Here is a 20,988-nt window from a genome sequence, read left to right as displayed (position 1 = left end):
AGGGGCAAAGGACGCGGGACGGTTCAATCAGATGTGGCGGGTCGCCTGGCGCGATCTACCGCCGAGGGGTCACGAGGCCTCTTCACGCGGAGCACGAGGCTCAAGACAAGGCTGCCAAGAACGCCGACGCCGAAGGCGGCTACCTCGAAAGTCCAGCCCGGCGGCCGGAACTCGATCTCCACCAACTGTCCCTGGGCACCTGGAGCCACGGATGCGGTCAGCAGGAACGACGCGGCGGGCTCTGCGATCTCTGCACCGGACGCAGAGTATCCGGGCCAGGCAAGACGGCTGAACACGACGTCTGCCCCGTCCTCAGGCACTTCGTCGACCGTGAACGACACGCGATCGTCTTCGACCTCCACATCGGAGATGGTGAGACCTGGGGTCGTCCAGGTCACACCACCAGCCGATGCGACGGGAACGTCTCTGACCCACAGCTGGGTGAGCTCCTGATCATCAACGACCGACCAGTCTGCCGGGAGCGGAGGGAGCTCGCCCTCGAACGCCGACTTGATGAGCTGGATGCTGCTGATGCCCATCAAGTCGACGAGCGGCCGATCCATCCCCGCGGGGGTCGACAGAAGGCTGTCCAGGGAAGCAGAGCAGGTCTCACCACGATTGTTCATGCACATGGTGGTGGCGTAGCTCGCGTACCCGATCGGCGTGTAGACGTTCTGTACCGAGCTCGCATTGAGATACCACTGGTTGGCCAGCAACGTCTCGTCCCAGATCTGGGGAAGCGGGCCCGCCGTCGGCGAACCGACCACGAACACGTCACCTTCCGCAGCGGCGAGCTGCGGACGATAGTCCGCCGTCTTCGCGAAGAGCCCGAAGTCCTGGAGCGGCGGAGCAGGCTGGTAGTGGTGCTGGACGAGGACGTTCGCGAAGGTGGCAAGCATCGCGACCACGCCCACCATCGCTGCTGCGCGCGGGCCTGCCTGGCCACGCCGGAGTACCAGATAGAACACCACGCCGGTGACAAAGAGCAGAGCACCGGCAGCCGCGAGCTGAGCCATCGAGTCCGGAACCTGCGCAAAGGCGACATACAGACCGACGGCGACCAGACCGGCGAAGATGAGGAGTCTGCTGATGCCGGGTCGGCGGAGAGGCGCCCTGGACAAGAGCACCGCGAGGCCGACCAGCAGAGCCAACGCGACGTAGGGCATCATCCGTACCGGAATACGCAGGGGCCCCACATAGCTGGGACCCATGACCCACAGGATCATCACCAGCAGGAAGACCCCGAGACCGACGAGCCGGCGAAGGGACGGGCCGACCCTTCGGAAGTCGACGAAGGCGATGAGCGGCAGGGCCCAGCTCACGTAGAGCATGGGAACGAGGGCAAAAGCGCCCCACCACGCAGAGACCTCTGGCCGGGCCGTCGAGACCGCACTGGCGAGGAGTCCGTTCAGGTCGGCGACGAAGAAACCGTCGTTCAAGATCGAGGTCCCCTCTCGCACCGTCACGCTGGCGGTGAGGACACCAGGCAGGTAGACCGCGAGCGCGACGAGCCCGAGGAGAACGGACGTGGCAAGGAGGACGAGACCACCCTTGAGGCGTCGAGCCAACCACGCGTCCAAGAGAGTGACGGCGACCACGAACACGAGCGCGATGGTTCCGTGCACGTATCCCACGGTTATCACCAGGTAGCCAGCCACGAATGCACCGATGGGGTTCGCACCACGCACCGTCCGACGAGCCATCCACCAGAACCAGGGAATGAGTGCGGAGGTGAACAGCCCGGTCACCCAGGTCGTGGCGTCCATGTAGAAGGTAAAGCCCGCCAGCGGAAAGCCGGTACCCGCGATGTAAGCCCAGTGTCGGTGTGCACCGTAGTTCCTGGCGAGCCCGTAGGCACCCAGGCCGGCCACCGCCAGGAAGACAATCTTGACGACACTCGAGAAGACGACCGCGTCGCTGGTCGCGCGGGCGAAGGCGCCGATCATCAGGATCATGGGGTTGAGCAGTCCCCACTGACCTTCGACGAAGTAGTTGCCCGCCATCCACGTGCGCGGATTGATGATGGGCAGCTGTTGCTCGCGGAGCAGCTCGCCGATGCGGAACCAGATGCCGAATGCGCCGATCTGGGTGTCGTCGTTGAAGTAGTAGCGCGGAGCAAAAAGAGTCGGCAGCACGCCCGCGACGACGACCGTCACCACCACCGCAACACACCAGTAGACGTCACGCCTGTGGTTGGTCTTCTGCTTCCGATCAACGGTCGAGACACTTGTCTCATCGACTTCGGTGGCCATCAGTCCCTCTCACCGCACCCTGGGCCCACGCACGTGGAGCCCGCGGTCACGTCTTCTCCGCGTCGAGCACTCGAGCGGCGCTGTTCTCTGTCGGAAGCGACACCATCGCGCGCGCGCCAGGCGACTGTTCTGCGAATCGCAGGGACATCCGTCGCATCACATGGCGCGCCGGCTCTTCGACGTACCGCCACAAGACGTAGCCGACGACACAGACGACGAACGGGATCGCGATGAAGCCGATCTTTGACCCCACGCTACCCGGAGCGAAGAGTGCCGGGATCTTGCCCTGGGCCCACCAGAACGGTTCGATGACGAGCATATGGACCATGTAGACGCTGTACGACGCCGCACCACCCACCAAGAAGAGCCGCGTTCCGAGAAGCTTGACGACATGCCGGTCTCCAACTGCGAGGAGTCCGATGAGCACCACGAAGAGTGGAGCGACCATCGGCACGAGATGACCGTAGCCCGTCGCTCCCGCGACATAGCAGATCGCAATCACCAGCACGATGATGGCCACCGCGCCGTGGCTCGCCCATGCCCGCTGCGAGGCCGTCGGCCGCCAACGGTGGTAGCTCTGGTACAAGAGAGCCCCCGCCGTGAAGCCGCACACGATCCGCAACAGCCAGGACCACTCGAAGTAGAGTCCTCCGCTTGCGCCGACGAACATGGTCACGGGCAGCATCGCTGCAACCGCCAGCAACGCATTCGCTCGCGCACCGACGATGCGCCCCAGGCGGTAGAAGAGCAGTACGGAGACAGGAAAGACCAGGTAGGCGAGCGCCTCCGCAGAGACGGACCAGGCCGGGCCGTTCCACATCAACCGATCGAAGTCCGGCTCGTCCCACAGCGCGACGAGAAAGGTCTGCTGGAGGAAGCTCGGAACCGAGTATTCTCGCGGGGCGACCGGATCCCCACCGCCGCCGGCCACGAAGATCCCGTGCCAGACCCCAGCCACAGCGAGGGTGACGAAGAAGACCGGCCAGATCCTTGCGATCCGCGCCCACAAGAACCGCCCGGCGGCTCCCCGTTCGAACCGCTGCCCCATCCGAGACGTGTAGTTCAGGGCAAGAACGAAACCTGACAGGACGAAGAAGAGGTCGACGCCAAGTTCTCCGTGATCGATTATCGGTCCGACCACCGAGTAGACCGAGGGGAACTCCGAGGCGATGTTCCCGCGAATATGGAAGAAGACAACCAGCAGCGCCGCGATGATCCGCACCCCGGTGAGCGCACGGACGTGATGTCTCGTGCTCTCACCAAGCCCCCCGCCGCCCCCTGCTCCAGTCACCTGGTGGACCGCGCCTGGTTCACCTCTGGCCGGAAGACGACACCCTTGGCAGCAGCCTTCACGAGCCGCATGCGCAGACGCCACGGAACGCCGGAGTGCGTCAGTTGCTTGGTCATGTTCTCCACGAGCGAGGCCGCGAGCGTCGGACTCCGGAAGACGCGGGCGGAGGCAATCTGGTTGCGCACGCCGTACTCGAACTTCCAGATGTTCCCGTCGTTCACGTCGCCGAAGTTCACGCCTCGGTTCTGCGGGAGCAGGTGGTTCACCTTGGAGGACGGCAGGAAGATGCCCGGACGGTACTTGGAGAGCCGCTGCGTGTACTCGGCGTCGTCGTACCAGATGAAGAAGTTGGCGCTGGGAAGTCCCACGGCGTGGACCGCCTCACGCGTCACGAGCACCGAGACGAAGCTGCACGACTTCATGAGCGTGAAGTCCGCACCCATCGCGAGCGGCCGGGCGAAGTCCCAGGTGGGATCAGGGGTGTTCATCTCGCACAACGACCCGTCCTTCCACAGGACCAGGCTGCACGCAAAACTCGGAAGGTACCCGAGCAGATCGGATGCGCGGTCCAGGCCGTCGACCAGCTCGCCGAGCGCCTCGGGCTGGGGAACGGTGTCGTCGTCCATGAGCCACATGGCATCGAGACCGAGCTCGTACGCGACCTCGGTCCCGGTGGCGAAGCCACCGGCGCCACCCGTGTTCTCCGGCAGCCGTCGGACTGTCGTCGGGACCGTGAACTCCCGCCCGGCGAGGTATTCGTCCGTCCCGTCGTCCGAGGCGTTGTCGATGATCACGACATGGTCGGGAAGCCTCTTCTGCCCCTCGATCCCCGCGAGCGTCTGCTTCAAGAGCTCGCGCCTGTTGTACGTGACGATGACGGCGCCAACGCGCATCAGTTCTTCTCCTTGAGTTGCTGCAGCTTCGATGAGAGGAAGAGCGAGGCCGGCTCGATCTCCCGTAGTGCCTGGATGAGTTCTGACTGCGCCGTACGCGCTTCGTCGAATGCCGATCGCGACCCCGCGAGCCGGACGAGGGCTGCCTCTGCCGCCTTGAGGAACGCCTTCGGTGCACGCGGCACGAGCAGGTCAGGGGCGATCACCGTGCGCTGGCTGCCGACGTCTGCCGACAGCACGAGCACCCCGTGCTCCTCAGCCTCGAGCGAGGTCAGCGTCAGTCCTTCGTTGTCGCTGGTGATCACCAAGACGTCGACGGAGTCCATGAAGTCTGCGATCGGACCCCACGGACGACGATCGATCACGTCCTTCAGACCCTGCCGAGCGATCTGGGCATCGGTGAGCGCCGAGAGCCCACCGCTTCCCTGCATCAGGTACTCGAACTGTCCTGGATGACGACGGGTCAGTCGGCGGACCAGCTCGACAAAGAGAAACGGCCGCTTCTGCGGTGCGACGCGCCCCAGGAATCCGATCCTCAGAGGCCCGTCGGCACGGGGCGACGCCGTCCCGGTCTCGACGTCAGTCGATGACGTGAGTGGCCGGTAGGCGACCTTGGACGGCTCGATGCGTGCATCGAGAAGGTAGAGGTCACGGAGCTCGGGCGAGATGACGTGGTGAAGGTCGATGTACGGTGACATCTCGATGCTCTGGCGAACGAATCCTCCAGTGCGGTGCTCGACTATGTGGGTGCTGTCCAGGACAGTGACATCCGGATACATGTGACGCAGCTCAGGGAGGAACGAGTATGCGCGCGCGGAATGATGGATGTGGAGAACAGATGGCTGATACGTCTCCATGAGCGCCGTCAGGAACTTGCCCCAGTCGTCGTCCGCAAGGACGTTCGAGGGGATGAAGACGTCGTGGGTGATTTCTGCCACACGATCGAGCAACCGCTGAGGAGCGGGCACGTCTGCGGTGATCAGCACGCGATATCCCGCGTCGGCCGCGATCTGCGCGCTCTCCAGCGCCCAGGACTCGGCGCCTCCCGACTCCAGCCAGTGGAGGGCGAACCAGGCGACGGGCGCCGTCGCGACCTCACGCTCGTCCGAGGACACGGTGGTGAGTGGCAGTGCGGTGCGCGCCACCATCTCCTGCGTCACGTTCCCTCGTGAGTTGCGGTCCTGCCGCCAGCGGTCGAGCAGGATCGGAGCACGGCTGTAGACGCGCTCGTAGGCGGAGCCCACGACACGGCGCTTCAGCGATGTCGGTGCGATGAAATGAAAGTCACCGCGCTCGTCCAGCAGGGCTTGCGAGGGCACCCGAAGAGCCTTCTGGACGACCGGTCGCGTACTTCCGGACGCGCCCGAGACAGAGATCAGCCCCACCGCGTCACGCTGCCCGAAGAGCCCACCGGCCATCGAGGGATCGAGCGTGGTCGGGTTGGGGAGGGGCTCGTCACCGGACTCGAGGAGCACCACCTGGAACGCGGCATCACCGGCAGCGAGCGACAGAGCCGCGAGCGCGCTCGCGAACCACTTCGTGCCGAGCCGCACCCCGATGGCACGTCCCTCGCCCGTCAGACTGATACGGATCTCACGTTCCGGGAACTGGCCCTCGAGCTCCTCGAGCAGTCTGGCCTCGAACGGGTTCACAACGTCACTCACGATTCACCTAGATTCTCTCCGCGAAGGATGGCCACCGCTCGGGGCGTCGGCCCGTCGAAGACGACGTTTCCTTGCTGCAGCAGGATTGCGCGGTCGCACAGCTGCTCGATCATGCCAAGGTCATGACTCACGATCACCAGTGCCTTGCCGGCTGCCTTGAGCTCGCGGATCCGTGCAAGACACTTCTTCTGAAACGGCTCGTCGCCCACGGCAAGGATCTCGTCGACGAGGAAGACATCTGGGTCGGTATGGACTGCGACCGCGAACGCGAGACGGAGGAACATCCCCGAGGAGTAGAACTTCACCTCGGTGTCGATGAACTCCTCGATCTCGCTGAACGCGACGATCATGTCGAACCGCTCGTTGATCTCCTTCTCGGTCATCCCGAGGATCGCGCCGTTCAGGTACACGTTCTCACGGCCTGTGAGGTCAGGGTGGAAGCCCGCGCCGACCTCGATCAGACCGGCGATCTTTCCCCGGACGAGGACGTCGCCCTTGTCCGGGCGCATGACGCCCGAGATCAGCTTGAGCAGCGTGCTCTTGCCCGAGCCGTTGAGCCCGAGGAGCGCGACCGCCTCGCCGTCGGCAACCTCGAAGTTGACGTCCTTGAGGGCCGTGAAGTCCGACGAGGAGGCACTGGCGTTCTTCTTGAACGCGCGCACGACCCGGTCCTTGAGCGTGTGCGTGTGATGGAGGACGAAGCTCTTGCCGATCCCGGAGACGACGATGCGAGCCTGGTCGGTGAGGACAGCGGTCATGTCACAGCTCCTGAGCGAATCGGCCGTCGAGCCGACGGAAGACGAGCTGGCCGATCCCCAGCACGACGAACGAGAGAACGAGCGCGAAGAGGCTCGACCACAGGAGCCCGGGCGGGAGTGGCGCACTGCGGTCGGTTCCCGGGAACCAGAAGCAGAAGTGGAACAGCTCGACAGCGGCGGTCAGCGGGTTCGCCTGGTAGATGTACCAGAGCACCCCCTTGCCGATCGCGTCGGTCACGTTGGTCCACTGGTAGAGCACCGGAGACATCCAGGTCGCGACCATGAGGATGAGGTCCACGATATTCTCGGCGTCCCGGAAGAGCACGTTGATCGCCCCGAAGAAGAGCCCCAGGCCCAACGAGAGGACCGCGATGATGACGAAGCCGAGCAACCCTGCGCTCAGCTCGAGCAGGTTCGGACGCCATCCGGCGATGAACGCACCGATGATGAGGACGACGAGCTGTGGAAGGAAGTGCACGACAGCGACCCAGACCGAGGAGACAGGAAAGAGCTCCCTCGGCAGGTAGATCTTCTTGACGAGCGCAGAGTTTCCGACGATCGACCGGGTGGCGTTGCCGAATGCCTCGCTGAAGAAGTTGATCGCGACGATGCCCGAGAAGAGGTAGACGGCGAAATCGTCCACGTTCTGGTTCATCCGGAGAAAGACTCCGACGGCGAAGTAGAAGACCACGAACTGGACCGCGGGCTTGACGTAGGACCAGAGGAGGCCCAGGACCGACCCGCGGTACCTGACGCGGAGCTCCTTGTTCACGAGGAGCTTGGCGAGGTAGCGGCGCCTGAAGACGTCGAGCAGTCCACCCCCACGCCCGGGAGCGGCGAAAGGCTGTGCCGCCGTGGGAAGCGTCACGCGTCGACGCCTCCGCTCGTGAGGTGACCGCCCTGGGCGAAGTACGGGCTCAGCTTGTTGTCCACCATCGACAGCGCGGAGCCGATCGCCATGTGCATGTCGAGGTACTTGTACGTACCGAGCCGTCCGCCGAACAGGACGTCCTTCTCTGCGGCAGCGAGGTCACGATAGGCAAGGAGCCGTTCCCGGTCAGCCGCCGTGTTGATGGGGTAGTACGGCTCGTCCGCCTTCTCGGCGAACCGGGAGAACTCACGCATGATGACCGTCTTGTCCGACGGGTACTCCCGCTCCGGATGGAAGTGCCGGAACTCGTGGATCCGGGTGTACGGCACGTCGGCATCTGCGTAGTTCATGACGGAGGTGCCCTGGAAGTCCCCGACAGGGAGCACCTCCTCCTCGAAGTCGAGCGTTCGCCAGGAGAGGTCGCCCTCCGCGTAGTCGAAGTAGCGGTCGACCGGCCCGGTGTAGACCACCGGGACGTTCCCGACGACGGCCTTCTTGTTCACGGGCTGGCTCTCGTCGAAGAAGTCGACGCCGAGCCTGACCTCGATGTTCTTGTGGTCCGCCATCCGCTCGATCCACGCGGTGTAGCCGTCCTTCGGGAGGCCCTCGTGGGTGTCGTTGAAGTACCGGTTGTCGTACGTGTAGCGCACCGGGAGCCGCGAGATGATGCTCGCCGGAAGATCCTTGGGATCGGTCTGCCACTGCTTCGCCGTGTAGTCACGGATGAAGGCCTCGTAGAGAGGACGCCCGATGAGGGAGATCCCCTGCTCGTCGAGGTTCTCGGGTGTCTTGCCGCCGAGCTCCGCGGCCTGCTCGAGAAGCAGGTCACGGGCCGCCTGCGGGCCGTGCGCGGACCGGAAGAACTGATTCACGGTGCCGAGGTTGATGGGCATCGGGAAGACCTCGCCGCGGTGGGTGGTGTACACCCGGTGCACGTAGTTCGTGAACGCCGTGAACCGGTTGACGTACTCCCACACCCGCTCGTTCGAGGTATGGAAGAGGTGAGCACCGTAACGGTGCACCTCGATGCCGGTCGTGGGCTCCGCCTCGCTGTAGGCGTTACCCCCGATGTGCTCCCGTCGGTCGATGACGAGCACCTTGCGACCGTGCTCCTCCGCGATCCGTTCAGCGACCGTCAGGCCGAAAAAACCAGATCCTACAACGACAAGGTCGGCGTCCACTCATACTCCTCGGTTGGTCAGCAGCCGACCAATCGTAGCCGAGCCGCACCTTGCCCCACGCCTCAGGAGGGCTCTGCACCCAATCTTCACGCGGCCTCCCGGCCAGCCGCAAATGCCGCATTCAGGCGCTACTGCGTCGGCGCGGTACCGTGTGGTCAGTTTTCACCGAGGATCACAGATTGGACCGTACCGATGGAGCGACGAGTCATCTACCTGGTCGGCGTCGCTGGCAACCCCAACTACGGGGACGAGCTGATCGCACGAACCTGGTTGGAGTACCTCGCGGTACACCATCCGAACGACGACGTGTGGTTCGACACACCCCACCCAGGGCCGGCTGCCGCTCTGCTGGCTGGTCTGCATCCCCGGCTTCGTGTCACCGACACGATGTGGCGCCTACGGGACCTCGGTGAGCAGTTCGGTGATGCGCGCGCATTCGTGCTCAAGGCGCTGCACGACCCAGGTCATGCACCGTGGTGGGCCGCCGGAATCGACGTGCTCAGGTCGGCGGACATCGTGCACATCATTGGTGGCGGCTACCTGAACGAGCTCTGGTCTTCCAACTTCGCGGTAGTGGCGGGTGTCGGCTGGCTCGCCGAGAACACGGGCGCTCGCACTGCACTCTCAGGGGCTGGCCTCACGCCCCTGTCGGACGGCAACAGGAACGACCTGGTCCAGGACCTCTCTGCGTTCGATGTCGTCGACGTCCGAGACATCCCTTCGGCGCTGACGCTCGCTGACGCGGGCGACCCTCCTCTGGGCGCCCAGCGCACGGCTGACGACGTGTTCCTCAGCGCCCCCTACGCGCATATCGACAGTGCGACAGCAGACCTGTTCGATGTCGGCATCGTCCTTCAAGACGATCTGGTCCAGATCGACAAGGGTGCCCTGCGAGCCTTCATCAGGGCGCAGGTCGAAGCCTGGGGAACGCCTCCCGACCGCATCGCCTTCATCGAGTGCATCCCGCGTATCGACGCGTCGTCCGCCCAAGATGTCGGAGCCGACTGGCCGGGAGCCCAGTTCTACCCCTTCCAGCACCTCTGGAATCGAGGCTTCCCGGCCGGTGCCCACCAACGATGGATCTCGACCCGATTCCACCCACACCTGCTCGCAGCCAGGGTTGGCGCCCGAGGGATAGCGATCTCCGTGCACGAGGGCTACTACGACACGAAGCACCGATCACTCGTGGACCTCGGCAGCGGGTGGGCGATCGTCGGCTCAGACCTGGCTCAGCCGACCTCGCTGTCGGTGGGGACCCTGGCTGAACGTTCCAAGGGCCTTCAGTACGCGAAGGAAGTCCTCGCCCGGTCGATCTACGGCCTCCCCGACCAGTCGACATCACGTCCACCTGTACCGACCACCGCCTCCTTCCCCACAAGGATCCGGGCATTCACTCAACAGCTCGTGCCGCCGGGCCTCGCACGCTAGAGCCCTTCCTCGCGGGACGGTCAGCGCGCGAAGACCCACCACCGGTACATCCGTCGTCGCAGCGCCTCGGGGATCAACCGGTACCCGCCCCGGACGACGACGTTCCTCACGAGCTGAGCTCGGGTGGTGAACCCTGCGCGCCGCATCCGACGCTGCAGGCGTAGCTCCGAGCGCAGGAGTCGCCAGCCACCTCGGCGGGCGTAGGCACCTGCGCCGACGCGGTACAGGACGAGCGGTTGGGCGACGTTCTGCGCTCGCGCCCCCGCCTGGAGCATCCGTGCGAACAGCCAGTAGTCCTCCATGAGCGGGAGGTCTTGGTACCCCCCGGCCGCCGCCACGGCGGACCGACGGTAGACCACGCTGGGGTGGTTGAACGGTGAGTGGAACCGTGACCCGGTCGCGATGTCCTGGGCGGACAACGGCGGCGTACGGACCACCGCCTCGCCGCCATGGACCTGGGACTCATCGGCAAACTCCTCGATCGCCGAACCGACGATGTCCAGCCCTCCGACCACCAGGGGGATCTGGACGGCGAAGCGCTCAGGTCGGCTGATGTCGTCGGCGTCCATCCGGGCGACGATCTCGTGGGCACACCGCGCGAGGCCCTGCTCGAGCGCTCGCGCCAGCCCGACGTTCTCGGCGAGCTCGACGACGACGACCGGAACGGGGCTCGTCGCGACGAGCTCGTCGAGCGCCTGCCCGAGCTCCCGGCCGACCGGCCCGTCACGGACGATCACGACCTCGTCGGGCCGTAGCGTCTGCTCGACCGTCACCGAGCCGAACGCCCGACGGAGGAACTGCGGCGAGTCGCGGTGGTAGACGGGAAGAAGGACGGAGAATCCGGTGTCGGCGGCCGCCGACGGTCCAGCCTCAGGCACGTCCGGCGCCGGACTCGATGTCATGGACCTCGTCCGTCGGCACCCCGGCTCCGTCAAGTACGCGCACGGTGGGCCGAGGGGCTCGGAAGATCCCGTCGCGCAGTCCCTTGAGGCCGGCCTTGCGCAGGACCTCCCGGTTCGACGAGCCGGCAAAGGTACGCCCCCATCGCCTCAACGAGGACCCGGTGTACAGGATCCTCTCCTCCGGGGAGAGCGAAGGAGAGCGTGTCAGCATCCAGACCTTGTTCCGCACCTCGAAGTAGAACCGCTCACCCGGGTCCACGTCGGTCGATCCGAAGACCTTGGTCCGGTGCTCGACGACGCTCGTCGGCACGTAGAGACCGATCCCACGGCGCAGGAGGCGGCACGAGAACTCGAAGTCGTCGTTCCAGATGAAGTAGTCGGCCACCGGCAGCCCGTGGAAACGGACCGCGCGCGTGTCGACGAGCATCGAGACGAACGACGAGGAGCGGACGGGCACCGCTCCGACGGCGACCGAGTCCTTGATCTCGTCGCCCGTCGCTCCGGGCCGCCTGCGCGGGGTGTTCATCGGATGGTCCCGACCGTCGTGCCAGACGACCCGGCTCCCGAGCAGCGCGACCGGTTCCGGGTACTCTTCACGCGCCCTGATGAGCTCCTCGAGGGCCGTGGGGGTCGGGATCGTGTCGTCGTCCATGAGCCAGACGCACTCGGGGTCGAACACGCTGAGTGCGTGGGCGATACCTGCCGCGAACCCCCCGGCGCCGCCGGTGTTGCGGCTCAGGGACAAGACCTCTGCGCCGATCGGGTGCTCGGACGCAACTACCTCGGAGTCGTCGTCGGACCTGTTGTCGACGACGACGACCCCGGCCAGACGATGTGACTGCAGGGCGAGCGCGTCGAGCGCCTCCTTGAGCAGGTCGCGCCGGTTGTAGGCGACGACGACCGCGACGACGGACACTTCGTGCTCAGGGGTGGGCGAAGGGGATTCTGGTGCTGGCACGCTGGAAGCGTACCTGAGGCGAGTCTGCACAAGTCCTCCACCCGAAGCGCTCGCTGCTCGCCCGGGCTCGCCGTCCGCGAGCAATAGGCTCTATTCCCGTGACGACCTGCCCGCGTTCCCTGTCAGTCTCCGGCCGTGCCTCCGCCGCGCCGGACTCTTCGGGTGGCACGATCACCTTCATGACGTGCAGAGTCGCCCTGTTCCTCGACACGCGAGCAGGCGAACGGCCTCGCTTGCACGACGGCGCCACGTCGGTCGGCAGCTGAGGTCACCGATGTCGCACGAAGAGTCGCAGTCGGGCCGCACACGCCCCCCGAGCTTCACTCCACAGTCGGGACGGGCAGTCCGCCCGCCGAGTGCCAACGACGCCATCGCCGTGGGATCGGACGGTTCTCGGGCATCGTCTGCTCAGCCGCAGGAACCTCTCTCGCCCGACGTCCCCCTCTCGGCGGAACCACGGATCAAGCGACAGTCCTCGCGCAGCACGTCCTCGCCGCAGTCCCGCCCGGGGACGCCTCCCCCGGCGGCTCCCGCCCGCCCCGTCGGCGCTCGCACCGCGAGGCCTGACGGCGCTGCGGCTCCCCCGCCCACGAGGCGCGCAGCATCGAGTGCTGATGCCCCTCCGTCCGTCACGCCTGGTGCAGGTCGGCAGCCTCGCCCCGCGAGCGCTCCGGTTCGGGCGACCGGAGTCCAGGGACCGGATCGCGGTCGGCCCGCCAGCGGGCCCGGAACCCCCGGTTCGATCCGCCCTGCGGCCACGAGCCGCTCCGCTGCCGGTTCGCCAGGTGTCCGACCGCGGCCCGCCCACGGACCGGCGTCCGGTGGACAAGGAGCACGCCCACCTGTCACCCGTCCTGCCCCCTCCCGCCCTCGGCTCGACGGAACGTCGACGCGCGGCCGGTCCGGATTCCGGCTCCGCAAGCGGCGTCTCGCCGCCGTCGTCGGCGTCTTCGCCCTCGTGCTCCTCCTGGCCTGGCCCATCGGCCTGCTCGTCTGGGCGAACGGGAAGATCCAGCACGTCGAGGCTCTCTCCGGGGCAGCGGGCACCCCTGGCGAGACCTATCTCCTCGCGGGTTCCGACGCCCGCGGCGAAGGCATCAGCGAGGACGGCACGGAGGGAGCGCGTACCGACACGATCATGCTGCTCCACAAGCCCCGCAGCGGTCCGGCGTCGCTCATCAGCCTGCCTCGCGACACGTTCGCGGAGATCCCCGGCAAGGGCGCCTCGAAGCTCAACGCGGCGTACTCGTGGGGCGGAGCACCCCTCCTCGTCCAGACCGTGGAGCAGCTGACGGGGATCACGGTCGACCACTACATCGAGATCGGTTTCGGAGGCGTCGAAGGCATCGTGGACGCTGTCGGGGGTGTCGAGCTCTGTCTCGACTACGACGTGAACGACCCGCGGAGCGAGCTCGTCTGGACTGCCGGGTGCCACCCGGCCGACGGTCACACGGCTCTAGCGTTCTCCCGGATGCGCTACTCCGATCCCCAGGGAGACATCGGCCGCGCCGAGCGCCAGCGCCAGGTCATCGGAGCCGTCAGCCAGAAGGCCGCGGACAAGAGCCTCCTGTTCAAGCCCGGGACCCAGGTCTCGTTGATCGACGCCGGTCTCGCCTCGCTCGTGGTCGACGAGAAGACCGGGATCGTCGACCTCGGCAAGATGGCTCTCGCGTTCCGAGAGGCCAACGGCCCCGACGGCATCACGGGCACCCCGCCGATCTCCAACCCTGACTACCGACCGGGTGGTGTGGGATCCACCGTGCAGCTCGACCCCGACCTGAGCCCTGCATTCTGGGCCGACATCCGCGACGGCAAGCTGTCGGCCGGGGTCGTGGGCGGGCTGCCGCAATAGGGTTCGGCGCTCACCAGCCGAGCGACTCGAGCACGCGCGCCCCGAGTACCGGCGCCAGCGTCTGGACGTAGCTTGCCGTCAGATGATGACTGTCGCGGTAGACGATCCTGTTGCCCTGGACGAAAGAGCACACACCGTCGGGGCAGATGACGTCGTTGAGGTCGATGAACCGGACGTTGACCGGCGTCGCGAGGTCGAGCTCGATCAGAGGATCGACGTCGTCGAGGACATCGGCCCGAGGCACCGCACACTCCGGCGCGTAAGGGCCGAAGACGTCCACGCACTCGACCGGTGAGACGTTCAACCACGGCGTGTCCCGGATCGCGACGACCGAGATCCCCTCGGACGACAAGCGCTCCCACGCAGACACGTACGCCGCGGGAACGGTCTCACGGCCTGGGATGTCCTCGCCCGCGGGGCGAGTAGCCGTGGTGAAGACTGCGTCGGGCCGCAGGGAGTCGAGCCTGACGAGCGTCCTGTCCGACCATGCGATGCACGACGGGTCCTCGGCGAGAACCCCGGTCCCCTCCGTGCCGTCGATCAACGAACAACCCCACTTGATGATCGAGTCGACACGAAAGCCCTCCCGTTCACCTACCTCGGAGAGTGCGTCGATCCAGTACTCCGCGTGGGATCCCCCCACGACGGCGATGACTCGGTCCGCAGCGAGATCGCCATAGCTGCAGACCTTGACCTCCGTGTCTCCGGGGCCGGTGCCACAGCCGTCGGCGACAGCCCGGACCTTGTCCTCCAGGGCGACGAGCGTCGAGGGGATCGGGTCGATCTCCGTGTCGACCGTGAACACCCCCGGCTCCAGGACGGCAAATGCTCCCGGGTACATCTCCAGGTCCGCGAGCGAGATGGCAGACCGGCTCTGTGCCTTGGTGAGCTCGACGTAGCCGAGCCAGGATGCCGGGAGAAGGAGGCCGACGCCGACCAGCAGCGCAAGCGGTCGAGTGACCACGTTCCGGCGCACCGGGCTCCCGTGCCGAACACCGGACGAGAAGACGGACCTCCCCACGACAGCGACCGAGCCGTCCCGCAAGGGATCCTCGACCCACCTCTTGGTAGCCCACGCCAGTCCGGCCGACACCAGGAGCACACCGGTTCCTGCCATCCAGCCGACGGGCCGGTCCCGGATCGCGATCACGAAGACGAGGACGGGCCAGTGCCACAGGTAGAACGTGTAGGCATACTCGCCGGCCCGCGCGAAGGGTGTCCAGGCGAGCAGCCGCGACACCCCGACCTGCACCGGCCCTGTCCCCGCAAGGATCAGCAGCGCGGCCCCCGCGAGGGGCACCGTCGTCAGGGGCCCGGGGAAGACCGCACCGCCGTCGAGCAGCACGCCAGCGGCGAGGATCAGCGCCAGTCCCAGCCAGCCGGCGACGACCCGGGCCGTCCTCGACCAGGAGACCTTCGCCACGACGAGCGCGAGGACGGTCCCCGCCAGGTACTCCCAGGCGCGCGCGAAGGTGTCGTAGTACGCGAAAGGCTGGTCGACGCCGACCAGGACGATCGCGTAGAGGAAGGATGCGACGGCGACCACGACGACCGCGACGCGCACGAGCCGCAGTCGCACTCGCAGGTCCCAGCGTCGGCCGATCCACCAGAGACTGAGCAGGAGCACCGGCACCAGCACGAAGAGCTGACCCTGGACCGAGAGCGACCAGATGTGCTGCAGGGGGCTCTGCCCGACGTCCGCCGCACCGTAGGCCTGTCCGGACAGAGCGAGCCGCCAGTTCTCAGCGTAGAGCAAGGAGGCCAGGGTCTCCGAGGAGATGTCGGTCCACCGCGTGCGCGGCAGGATCAGGAGCGTCGCCGCGAGCACGCCGAGGAGCGTCACGAGCAGGGCGGGCAGCAGCCTCCGCCCGAGCCTGGGTAGATAGGTGCGCAGCCTCACCGGCGTGCCACGGGCGAAGCTCCGGAGAAGTCCCCCACCGACGAAGAACCCCGACAGCATGAGGAAGACGTCGACACCGCCCGACACCCGGTGGACCCACACGTGATAGATCGCGACGAGCAGGATCGCAACGGCACGGAGCCCGTCGAGGTCCCGACGTCGCGGGGTAGGTGCTGCGGCAACCGCACGGGTGGCCGGGTCCACGGCCGTCGCCACCTCAGGTCGCGCGGCGATGCTCTCCGTCGGGAGGGTCACGGTCGGGTTCCTTCATCGGTCGGCCTGTTCACCGAGTCGCCCCCACCGACCACGCACCTGCGCGTGCTCCCCGGCACGGCTCGTCGCCCTGCTCTCCCGGTCCGGGCATCCTACGTGCTCGGTCTGTGCGGGCAAAAAGCCGAGCCGCCGCCTACGCCCCGAACCCCGTCCGGCGCTCGCCCGCGACCGAGGCGCGCAGCGCGGCGCCCTTGGCGTGCGCCTGCTCGCTCAGCCCCTCCTGGAAGGCGACCATCTTCTCGCGCAGGTGCGCGGCGTCGTCGTCGGTGCCGGACGCCAGGATGCGCGCGGCCAGCAGGCCTGCGTTGCGCGCGCCCCCGATCGAGACGGTCGCGACGGGCACGCCGGCGGGCATCTGCACGATCGACAGGAGCGAGTCCATGCCGTCGAGGTAGCGCAGGGGCACGGGCACCCCGATGACCGGCAGGGGTGTCACGGCCGCCAGCATGCCCGGCAGGTGCGCTGCGCCCCCGGCGCCCGCGATGACGACCCGCAGGCCGCGCTCGGCAGCGCTGCGCCCGTAGTCGATCATCTCGGTGGGCATGCGGTGGGCCGAGACGACGTCGACCTCGATCGCCACGCCGAACTCTCGCAGCGCGTTCGCGGCCTCCTGCATGACGGGCCAGTCGGAGTCGGACCCCATCACGATCCCCACGACGGGGGTACCGGTCACCGTGTGCGTGCTGGTCGCAGCGTTCTCCGTCATGTCTCAGGCCTTCGTCTCGTCGCTGGTGGGGTTCGCGCGGAGGGTCTCGCCGCGCAGCAGCGCGGCAGCACCCAGCGCCCGACGGCGGACCTCGCCCAGGTCGTGTCCGCTCACGTTCACGTGGGCGAGCTTGCGGCCCGGGCGCACGTCCTTGCCGTACAGGTTGACGCGCGCGTCGGGGAACGCCCCCAGGACCGCGGGCAGGGCGTCGGTCAGCCGGGGCAGGTTCGACCCCAGCACGTTGGCCATGACGGTCCACGGGGCGGTGGGCGACGTGTCGCCCAGCGGCAGGTCGAGCACGGCGCGCAGGTGCTGCTCGAACTGGCTCGTGACCGAGCCGTCGATGGTCCAGTGCCCCGAGTTGTGCGGGCGCATCGCGAGCTCGTTGACCAGGACACGGCGGGCGGGACGGCCGTCGCCCGTGCTCTCGAGGACCTCGAACATCTCGACCGCGAGCACGCCCGTCACGTCGAGCCCCTCGGCGATCGCGATCGCGGCGGTCCTGGCCTCCTCGGCCTCGGCCTCGGTGAGGTCGGGCGCGGGGGCCACGACCTCGGAGCACACCCCGTCGCGCTGGATCGACTCGACCACGGGCCAGGTGCGGACCTCGCCGCTCGGGCGGCGAGCGACCAGGACCGCGAGCTCACGCGTGAAGGGGACCTTCTCCTCGACGAGGAGCTGCGGTCCGCCCGCAGCGGCCGCCGCGAGCCAGTCAGCGGCTTCGTCGGCCGACGACACGACGCGCACGCCCTTGCCGTCGTATCCACCGCGCGAGGTCTTGACCACGGCCTGTCCCCCGACCTCGGCGAGGAACTCGACGAGCCTCGCGTGCCCCTGCTCGGGGTCGACGGGCAGCGGTGCCCAGCGCGGGCACGGAGCCCCGAGCTCGGTGAGCCGCCGACGCATGACGATCTTGTCCTGCGCCTGGACCAGCGCGTGCGGCGCGGGGCGCACCGGGGTGCCGTGCGCGATGAGGTCGGCGAGCAGGTCGTTGGGCACGTGCTCGTGCTCGAACGTGAGGACGTCAGCGGGCGCCCGCCCGTCGGTCGGGGCGATGAGCTCACGCACCGCGGCCTCGTCCCCGGCCGCGCCCACCGGGGCGTCGGTCACGACCTGGGCCGCCGACGACCCGGGAGCCTCGACGAGCACCCGCAGGTGCACCCCGAGCTCACCGGCCGCAGGGGCCATCATGCGGGCGAGCTGCCCGCCTCCGACAACGGCGATCACTGGTGCTGACACGTGTACCGAGGGTAGTCGCTCGACGCGGCTCTGGCCGACCCGTCCCAGCGATCGGTTGCTCCTGGCAATTGTTCCCAGGTCGACGGCGTACCCTGCCCACCATGTCCAGCCAGGTCGACGAGCTCGCGCTCGATCCCGTCCGGCCGTCCACCGCTCGCGAGGTCAGGTCCGCCCGCGCGACGGCCGACGGCCTCGCTCGTGGTGCGCTGCGCCGCGCCCGCGTCGCCGCGCGGCTCCTCGAGCTCGGGCGCTTCAGCTTCGTCGGGACGATCGCGTTCTTCGTCGACCTCGGTGTCTTCAACCTCCTGCGGTTCGGCCCCTGGGAGGCGCTCAGCTCGAGCCCCCTCGAGGCCAAGGCGATCGCCGTCGTCGTGTCGACCCTGGTCTCGTGGCTCGGCAGCCGCTACTGGACGTTCTCCGACCGGCGCACCACGCAGCGCACGCGAGAGCTGGTCGGCTTCCTGCTCGTCAACGCCGTCGGCATGGCCATCTCGCTCGGATGCCTCGCCTTCTCGACGAGCATCCTCGGCCTGACGTCGCCGCTCGCGGAGAACATCTCCGCGAACGTGGTCGGCCTGGCCCTGGCCAACGTCTTCCGTTACGTGAGCTACCGCAGGTTCGTCTTCACGGGAGCCTGACCGGGCGCGGCATCCCGCCGACCACCGGAGCGCGAGGCACCTAGCGGGGCTCGACCTCAGGACCACGACCACGCCGCCGCCGGCGGCCGCCGCGCGCAGAGATCAGCGTGCCCGTCGGCAGGACGACCCGCGGGTCGAGCGTCCGCGGGACCCCGGCGAGGAAGAGCGCGAAGATCGGCGGACGGCGCTGCGCGAGCTCGAGCCTGCCTCCGTCGGCCGCGGCCAGGTCGCGCGCGAGCGCGAGCCCCAGCCCCGTCCCCGCTCCCGAGGTCGCGCCGCGCTCGAAGACCCGTGGCGCCATCTCGTCCGAGACACCCTCGCCCTCGTCGCCGACCTCGACCGCGACCGCCCCGCTCGTCCCGCTGGGGCGGGCGCGGACCGTCGTGGTGCCCGCACCGTGCTTGAGCGAGTTCTCGATGAGCGTCGCGAGGACCTGGGCGAGCGCGCCCGGCGTGGCCAGGACCTGGTACCCCTCGGGCACGTCGATCACGAGCTCACGCCCGGCCTGGGCGAACGTGGGTACCCACTCCTCCTCCTGCTGCCGGACGACCTCGATGAGCCGCACGGCCTCGGTGGTCCCGCCCTGGGCGCGCCGCGACTGGGTCAGCAGGTCGTCGACCACCGTGACCAGCCGCTCGACCTGCTCGAGCGAGATGCGGGCCTCCTCCTGGACGGCAGGGTCGTCCGAGGCCATCGAGATCTCCTCGAGCCGCATGCTCAGCGCCGTCAGGGGCGTGCGGAGCTGGTGCGAGGCGTCGGAGGCGAACTGCCGCTCGGCCGCGAGGCGGCCGGCCAGACGGTCCGAGCTGCGTGCGAGCTCGGCCGCGACGAGGTCGATCTCCTCGACCCCGGAGGGTTCGAGCCGTGGGCGCACCTGCCCCGACCCGAGCTGCTCGGCCGACGCCGCGAGGTAGACCAGCGGCGCGGAGAGCCGGTTCGCCTGCCAGACGGCCATGGCGATCCCCGCTGCGAACGCCACGACCGAGGCCGCCACGACGAGCAGGACGATCTGGGCGGCGTTCCAGTAGCTCTCGGCGAACGACGTGCTCAGCGCGACCGTCGCGTTCTGGTCCGTCCGGTCCGCCGCCTCGTTGGCTCGCCCCGTGATGACCTCGCCCGCGGTCATCTGCTCACCGTCCGGGAGGTTCACGAACACGTACGCGGGCAGCTCCCCCGGTCGCCCCTCGGACGCGTTGTCGAGGACGGACTGCGGGATGGGCTCGTTCTGCGCGAGCCTGTTGTCGATGTTCCGCGCCAGGGTGTCGACGCGGCCCTGGAGCTGGGCCATCTCGTTGGCCAGGACGAACTGCGCACCGAGGAACGCGAGCGGAAAGCCGAGCAGGAGCACGGCGACGGCGACGGCCGCGACCGTCGCCTGCAGAACGCGTCGACGCACGCTTCCCCGATCCTTCGCTCAGCCCCGTCGGGGGATCAGCCCTCGCCGGTCTCGAAGCGGAAGCCGAGGCCTCGCACCGTGGAGACGTAGCGCGGCGAGTTGGCGTCGTCCCCGAGCTTGCGACGCAGCCAGGACACGTGCATGTCCAGGGTCTTGGTGGAGCCCACGGGCTCCGAGCCCCACACGTCTCGCATGAGGGTGTCGCGCACCACGACGGACCCGGCGCTCGCGATGAGGACGCGCAGGAGTTCGAACTCCTTGGTCGTCAGGTGCAGCTCGCGGTCGCCCTGGAAGGCGCGGTGCGCAGCGACGTCGATGCGGACGTCCTGGGCGACCAGCTCTTCCTCGTCGGTCGGGTCGCCGTGCGTGCGGCGCAGGAGTGCCCGGACGCGGGCGAGGAGCTCGGCCAGGCGGAAGGGCTTGGTCACGTAGTCGTCGGCGCCGGCATCGAGGCCGACCACCAGGTCGACCTCGTCGGCACGCGCGGTCAGGACCAGGACCGGTGTCGTCAGACCCTTGTTGCGGATCTCACGTGCGACGTCCAGGCCGTCCATGTCCGGGAGGCCCAGATCCAGGACCACGATGTCGACACCGCTCGCGGCGTCGATCGCTCCTTGACCAGTTCCATGCACGACCACGTTGTAACCCTCACGCGTCAGCGCACGCGCCAAAGGTTCGGCAATCGCCGGGTCGTCCTCCGCTAGCAGTACGTGGGTCATTCGATCATGCTAGGGCATTCGCAGAACTTTGGCGTTATCCATCAGGCCCCGTGGGACGCTCGTGACA

Annotated in this window: 17 protein-coding genes; 3 read left to right on the top strand and 14 right to left on the bottom strand. The window is 67.9% G+C overall.

All coding sequences use genetic code 11. From position 1 onward, the window contains the following. Positions 1–23: 23 nt before the first annotated feature. The 7 genes from ACFWGN_RS10320 to glf all read right to left on the bottom strand — a co-directional run bounded on the left by ACFWGN_RS10320 (position 24) and on the right by glf (position 8,910). Positions 24–2,252 carry a hypothetical protein gene (locus ACFWGN_RS10320; protein WP_377616764.1) on the bottom strand — a complete coding sequence of 743 codons (2,229 nt, stop codon included), beginning with the start codon at positions 2,250–2,252 and terminating at the stop codon, positions 24–26. A gap of 46 nt (positions 2,253–2,298) precedes the next feature. Further along, positions 2,299–3,474, bottom strand: a complete 1,176-nt coding sequence (locus tag ACFWGN_RS10315) for an acyltransferase family protein (RefSeq protein ID WP_377616763.1) — start codon at positions 3,472–3,474, stop codon at positions 2,299–2,301. A 65-nt stretch (positions 3,475–3,539) separates the two neighbouring features. Continuing rightward, the gene (locus ACFWGN_RS10310; protein ID WP_377616762.1) at positions 3,540–4,436 is read right to left on the bottom strand and encodes a glycosyltransferase; all 897 of its coding nucleotides are present in this window, start codon (positions 4,434–4,436) and stop codon (positions 3,540–3,542) included. Beyond that, positions 4,436–6,100, bottom strand: coding sequence for a glycosyltransferase (locus ACFWGN_RS10305; RefSeq protein WP_377616761.1), 1,665 nt, complete (start codon positions 6,098–6,100; stop codon positions 4,436–4,438). Before ACFWGN_RS10305 ends, ACFWGN_RS10310 begins: the two co-directional genes overlap by 1 nt. Then, complete coding sequence (locus ACFWGN_RS10300) at positions 6,097–6,858, bottom strand: ABC transporter ATP-binding protein (RefSeq protein ID WP_377616760.1); 762 nt, start codon at positions 6,856–6,858, stop codon at positions 6,097–6,099. Before ACFWGN_RS10300 ends, ACFWGN_RS10305 begins: the two co-directional genes overlap by 4 nt. 1 nt (position 6,859) lies before the next feature. Continuing rightward, positions 6,860–7,726 (bottom strand): ABC transporter permease, encoded by an 867-nt coding sequence (locus ACFWGN_RS10295; RefSeq protein ID WP_377616759.1) that lies wholly within the window; start codon positions 7,724–7,726, stop codon positions 6,860–6,862. Continuing rightward, positions 7,723–8,910, bottom strand: a complete 1,188-nt coding sequence (glf, locus tag ACFWGN_RS10290) for a UDP-galactopyranose mutase (RefSeq protein ID WP_377616758.1) — start codon at positions 8,908–8,910, stop codon at positions 7,723–7,725. Before glf ends, ACFWGN_RS10295 begins: the two co-directional genes overlap by 4 nt. Positions 8,911–9,102: 192 nt before the next feature. Here glf and ACFWGN_RS10285 point away from each other — a divergent pair, with 192 nt between their 5' ends. After that, positions 9,103–10,338, top strand: coding sequence for a polysaccharide pyruvyl transferase family protein (locus tag ACFWGN_RS10285; protein ID WP_377616757.1), 1,236 nt, complete (start codon positions 9,103–9,105; stop codon positions 10,336–10,338). Between the two features lie 20 nt (positions 10,339–10,358). Here ACFWGN_RS10285 and ACFWGN_RS10280 read toward each other — a convergent pair whose 3' ends face one another. Together ACFWGN_RS10280 and ACFWGN_RS10275 are read right to left on the bottom strand one after the other, a co-directional pair. After that, complete coding sequence (locus ACFWGN_RS10280; protein ID WP_377616756.1) at positions 10,359–11,240, bottom strand: glycosyltransferase; 882 nt, start codon at positions 11,238–11,240, stop codon at positions 10,359–10,361. Beyond that, positions 11,209–12,198 (bottom strand): glycosyltransferase, encoded by a 990-nt coding sequence (locus ACFWGN_RS10275; protein ID WP_377616755.1) that lies wholly within the window; start codon positions 12,196–12,198, stop codon positions 11,209–11,211. The genes ACFWGN_RS10280 and ACFWGN_RS10275 overlap by 32 nt, the downstream gene beginning before the upstream one ends. A gap of 958 nt (positions 12,199–13,156) precedes the next feature. Between ACFWGN_RS10275 and ACFWGN_RS10270 the strand changes: the two genes are divergently transcribed. Next, positions 13,157–14,050, top strand: coding sequence for an LCP family protein (locus ACFWGN_RS10270; RefSeq protein WP_377616754.1), 894 nt, complete (start codon positions 13,157–13,159; stop codon positions 14,048–14,050). A gap of 10 nt (positions 14,051–14,060) precedes the next feature. On the opposite strand, the gene ACFWGN_RS10265 is transcribed toward ACFWGN_RS10270, so the two are convergent. The 3 genes from ACFWGN_RS10265 to ACFWGN_RS10255 form a co-directional block, all read right to left on the bottom strand. After that, a complete protein-coding gene (locus ACFWGN_RS10265) occupies positions 14,061–16,205 on the bottom strand; it encodes an acyltransferase family protein (RefSeq protein WP_377616753.1) in 2,145 nt (714 codons plus the stop codon). 151 nt (positions 16,206–16,356) lie between these two features. Then, the gene (gene purE, locus ACFWGN_RS10260; protein ID WP_377616752.1) at positions 16,357–16,929 is read right to left on the bottom strand and encodes a 5-(carboxyamino)imidazole ribonucleotide mutase; all 573 of its coding nucleotides are present in this window, start codon (positions 16,927–16,929) and stop codon (positions 16,357–16,359) included. A 3-nt stretch (positions 16,930–16,932) separates the two neighbouring features. Next, positions 16,933–18,168 (bottom strand): 5-(carboxyamino)imidazole ribonucleotide synthase, encoded by a 1,236-nt coding sequence (locus tag ACFWGN_RS10255; RefSeq protein ID WP_377616751.1) that lies wholly within the window; start codon positions 18,166–18,168, stop codon positions 16,933–16,935. Positions 18,169–18,269: 101 nt separating this feature from the next. Here ACFWGN_RS10255 and ACFWGN_RS10250 point away from each other — a divergent pair, with 101 nt between their 5' ends. Then, entirely contained in the window at positions 18,270–18,806 is a 537-nt protein-coding gene (locus ACFWGN_RS10250; protein WP_377616750.1) for a GtrA family protein, read from the top strand. A gap of 40 nt (positions 18,807–18,846) precedes the next feature. Here the strand turns inward: ACFWGN_RS10250 and ACFWGN_RS10245 are convergent, their stop codons facing one another. Both ACFWGN_RS10245 and ACFWGN_RS10240 read right to left on the bottom strand, forming a co-directional pair. After that, positions 18,847–20,202, bottom strand: coding sequence for an ATP-binding protein (locus tag ACFWGN_RS10245; protein ID WP_354506760.1), 1,356 nt, complete (start codon positions 20,200–20,202; stop codon positions 18,847–18,849). Positions 20,203–20,237: 35 nt separating this feature from the next. Beyond that, positions 20,238–20,921, bottom strand: coding sequence for a response regulator transcription factor (locus ACFWGN_RS10240; protein ID WP_056645940.1), 684 nt, complete (start codon positions 20,919–20,921; stop codon positions 20,238–20,240). Positions 20,922–20,988 lie beyond the last annotated feature (67 nt).

The organism is Oerskovia sp. NPDC060338, assembly GCF_042726295.1.
Classification (GTDB): Bacteria; Actinomycetota; Actinomycetes; order Actinomycetales; family Cellulomonadaceae; genus Oerskovia; species Oerskovia merdavium.
The sequence above is the reverse complement of the archived record's forward strand: the minus strand, read 5'-3'. Positions and strand labels throughout refer to the sequence as shown.

Bases quoted from the DNA above. Each gene is read 5' to 3' on its own strand.
- ACFWGN_RS10320 (WP_377616764.1), bottom strand. From the start codon at position 2,252: ATGGCCACCGAAGTCGATGAGACAAGTGTCTCGACCGTTGATCGGAAG.
- ACFWGN_RS10310 (WP_377616762.1), bottom strand. From the start codon at position 4,436: ATGCGCGTTGGCGCCGTCATCGTCACGTACAACAGGCGCGAGCTCTTG.
- ACFWGN_RS10300 (WP_377616760.1), bottom strand. From the start codon at position 6,858: ATGACCGCTGTCCTCACCGACCAGGCTCGCATCGTCGTCTCCGGGATC.
- ACFWGN_RS10285 (WP_377616757.1), top strand. From the start codon at position 9,103: ATGGAGCGACGAGTCATCTACCTGGTCGGCGTCGCTGGCAACCCCAAC.
- ACFWGN_RS10280 (WP_377616756.1), bottom strand. From the start codon at position 11,240: ATGACATCGAGTCCGGCGCCGGACGTGCCTGAGGCTGGACCGTCGGCG.
- purE (WP_377616752.1), bottom strand. From the start codon at position 16,929: ATGACGGAGAACGCTGCGACCAGCACGCACACGGTGACCGGTACCCCC.
- ACFWGN_RS10250 (WP_377616750.1), top strand. From the start codon at position 18,270: ATGTCCAGCCAGGTCGACGAGCTCGCGCTCGATCCCGTCCGGCCGTCC.
- ACFWGN_RS10240 (WP_056645940.1), bottom strand. From the start codon at position 20,921: ATGACCCACGTACTGCTAGCGGAGGACGACCCGGCGATTGCCGAACCT.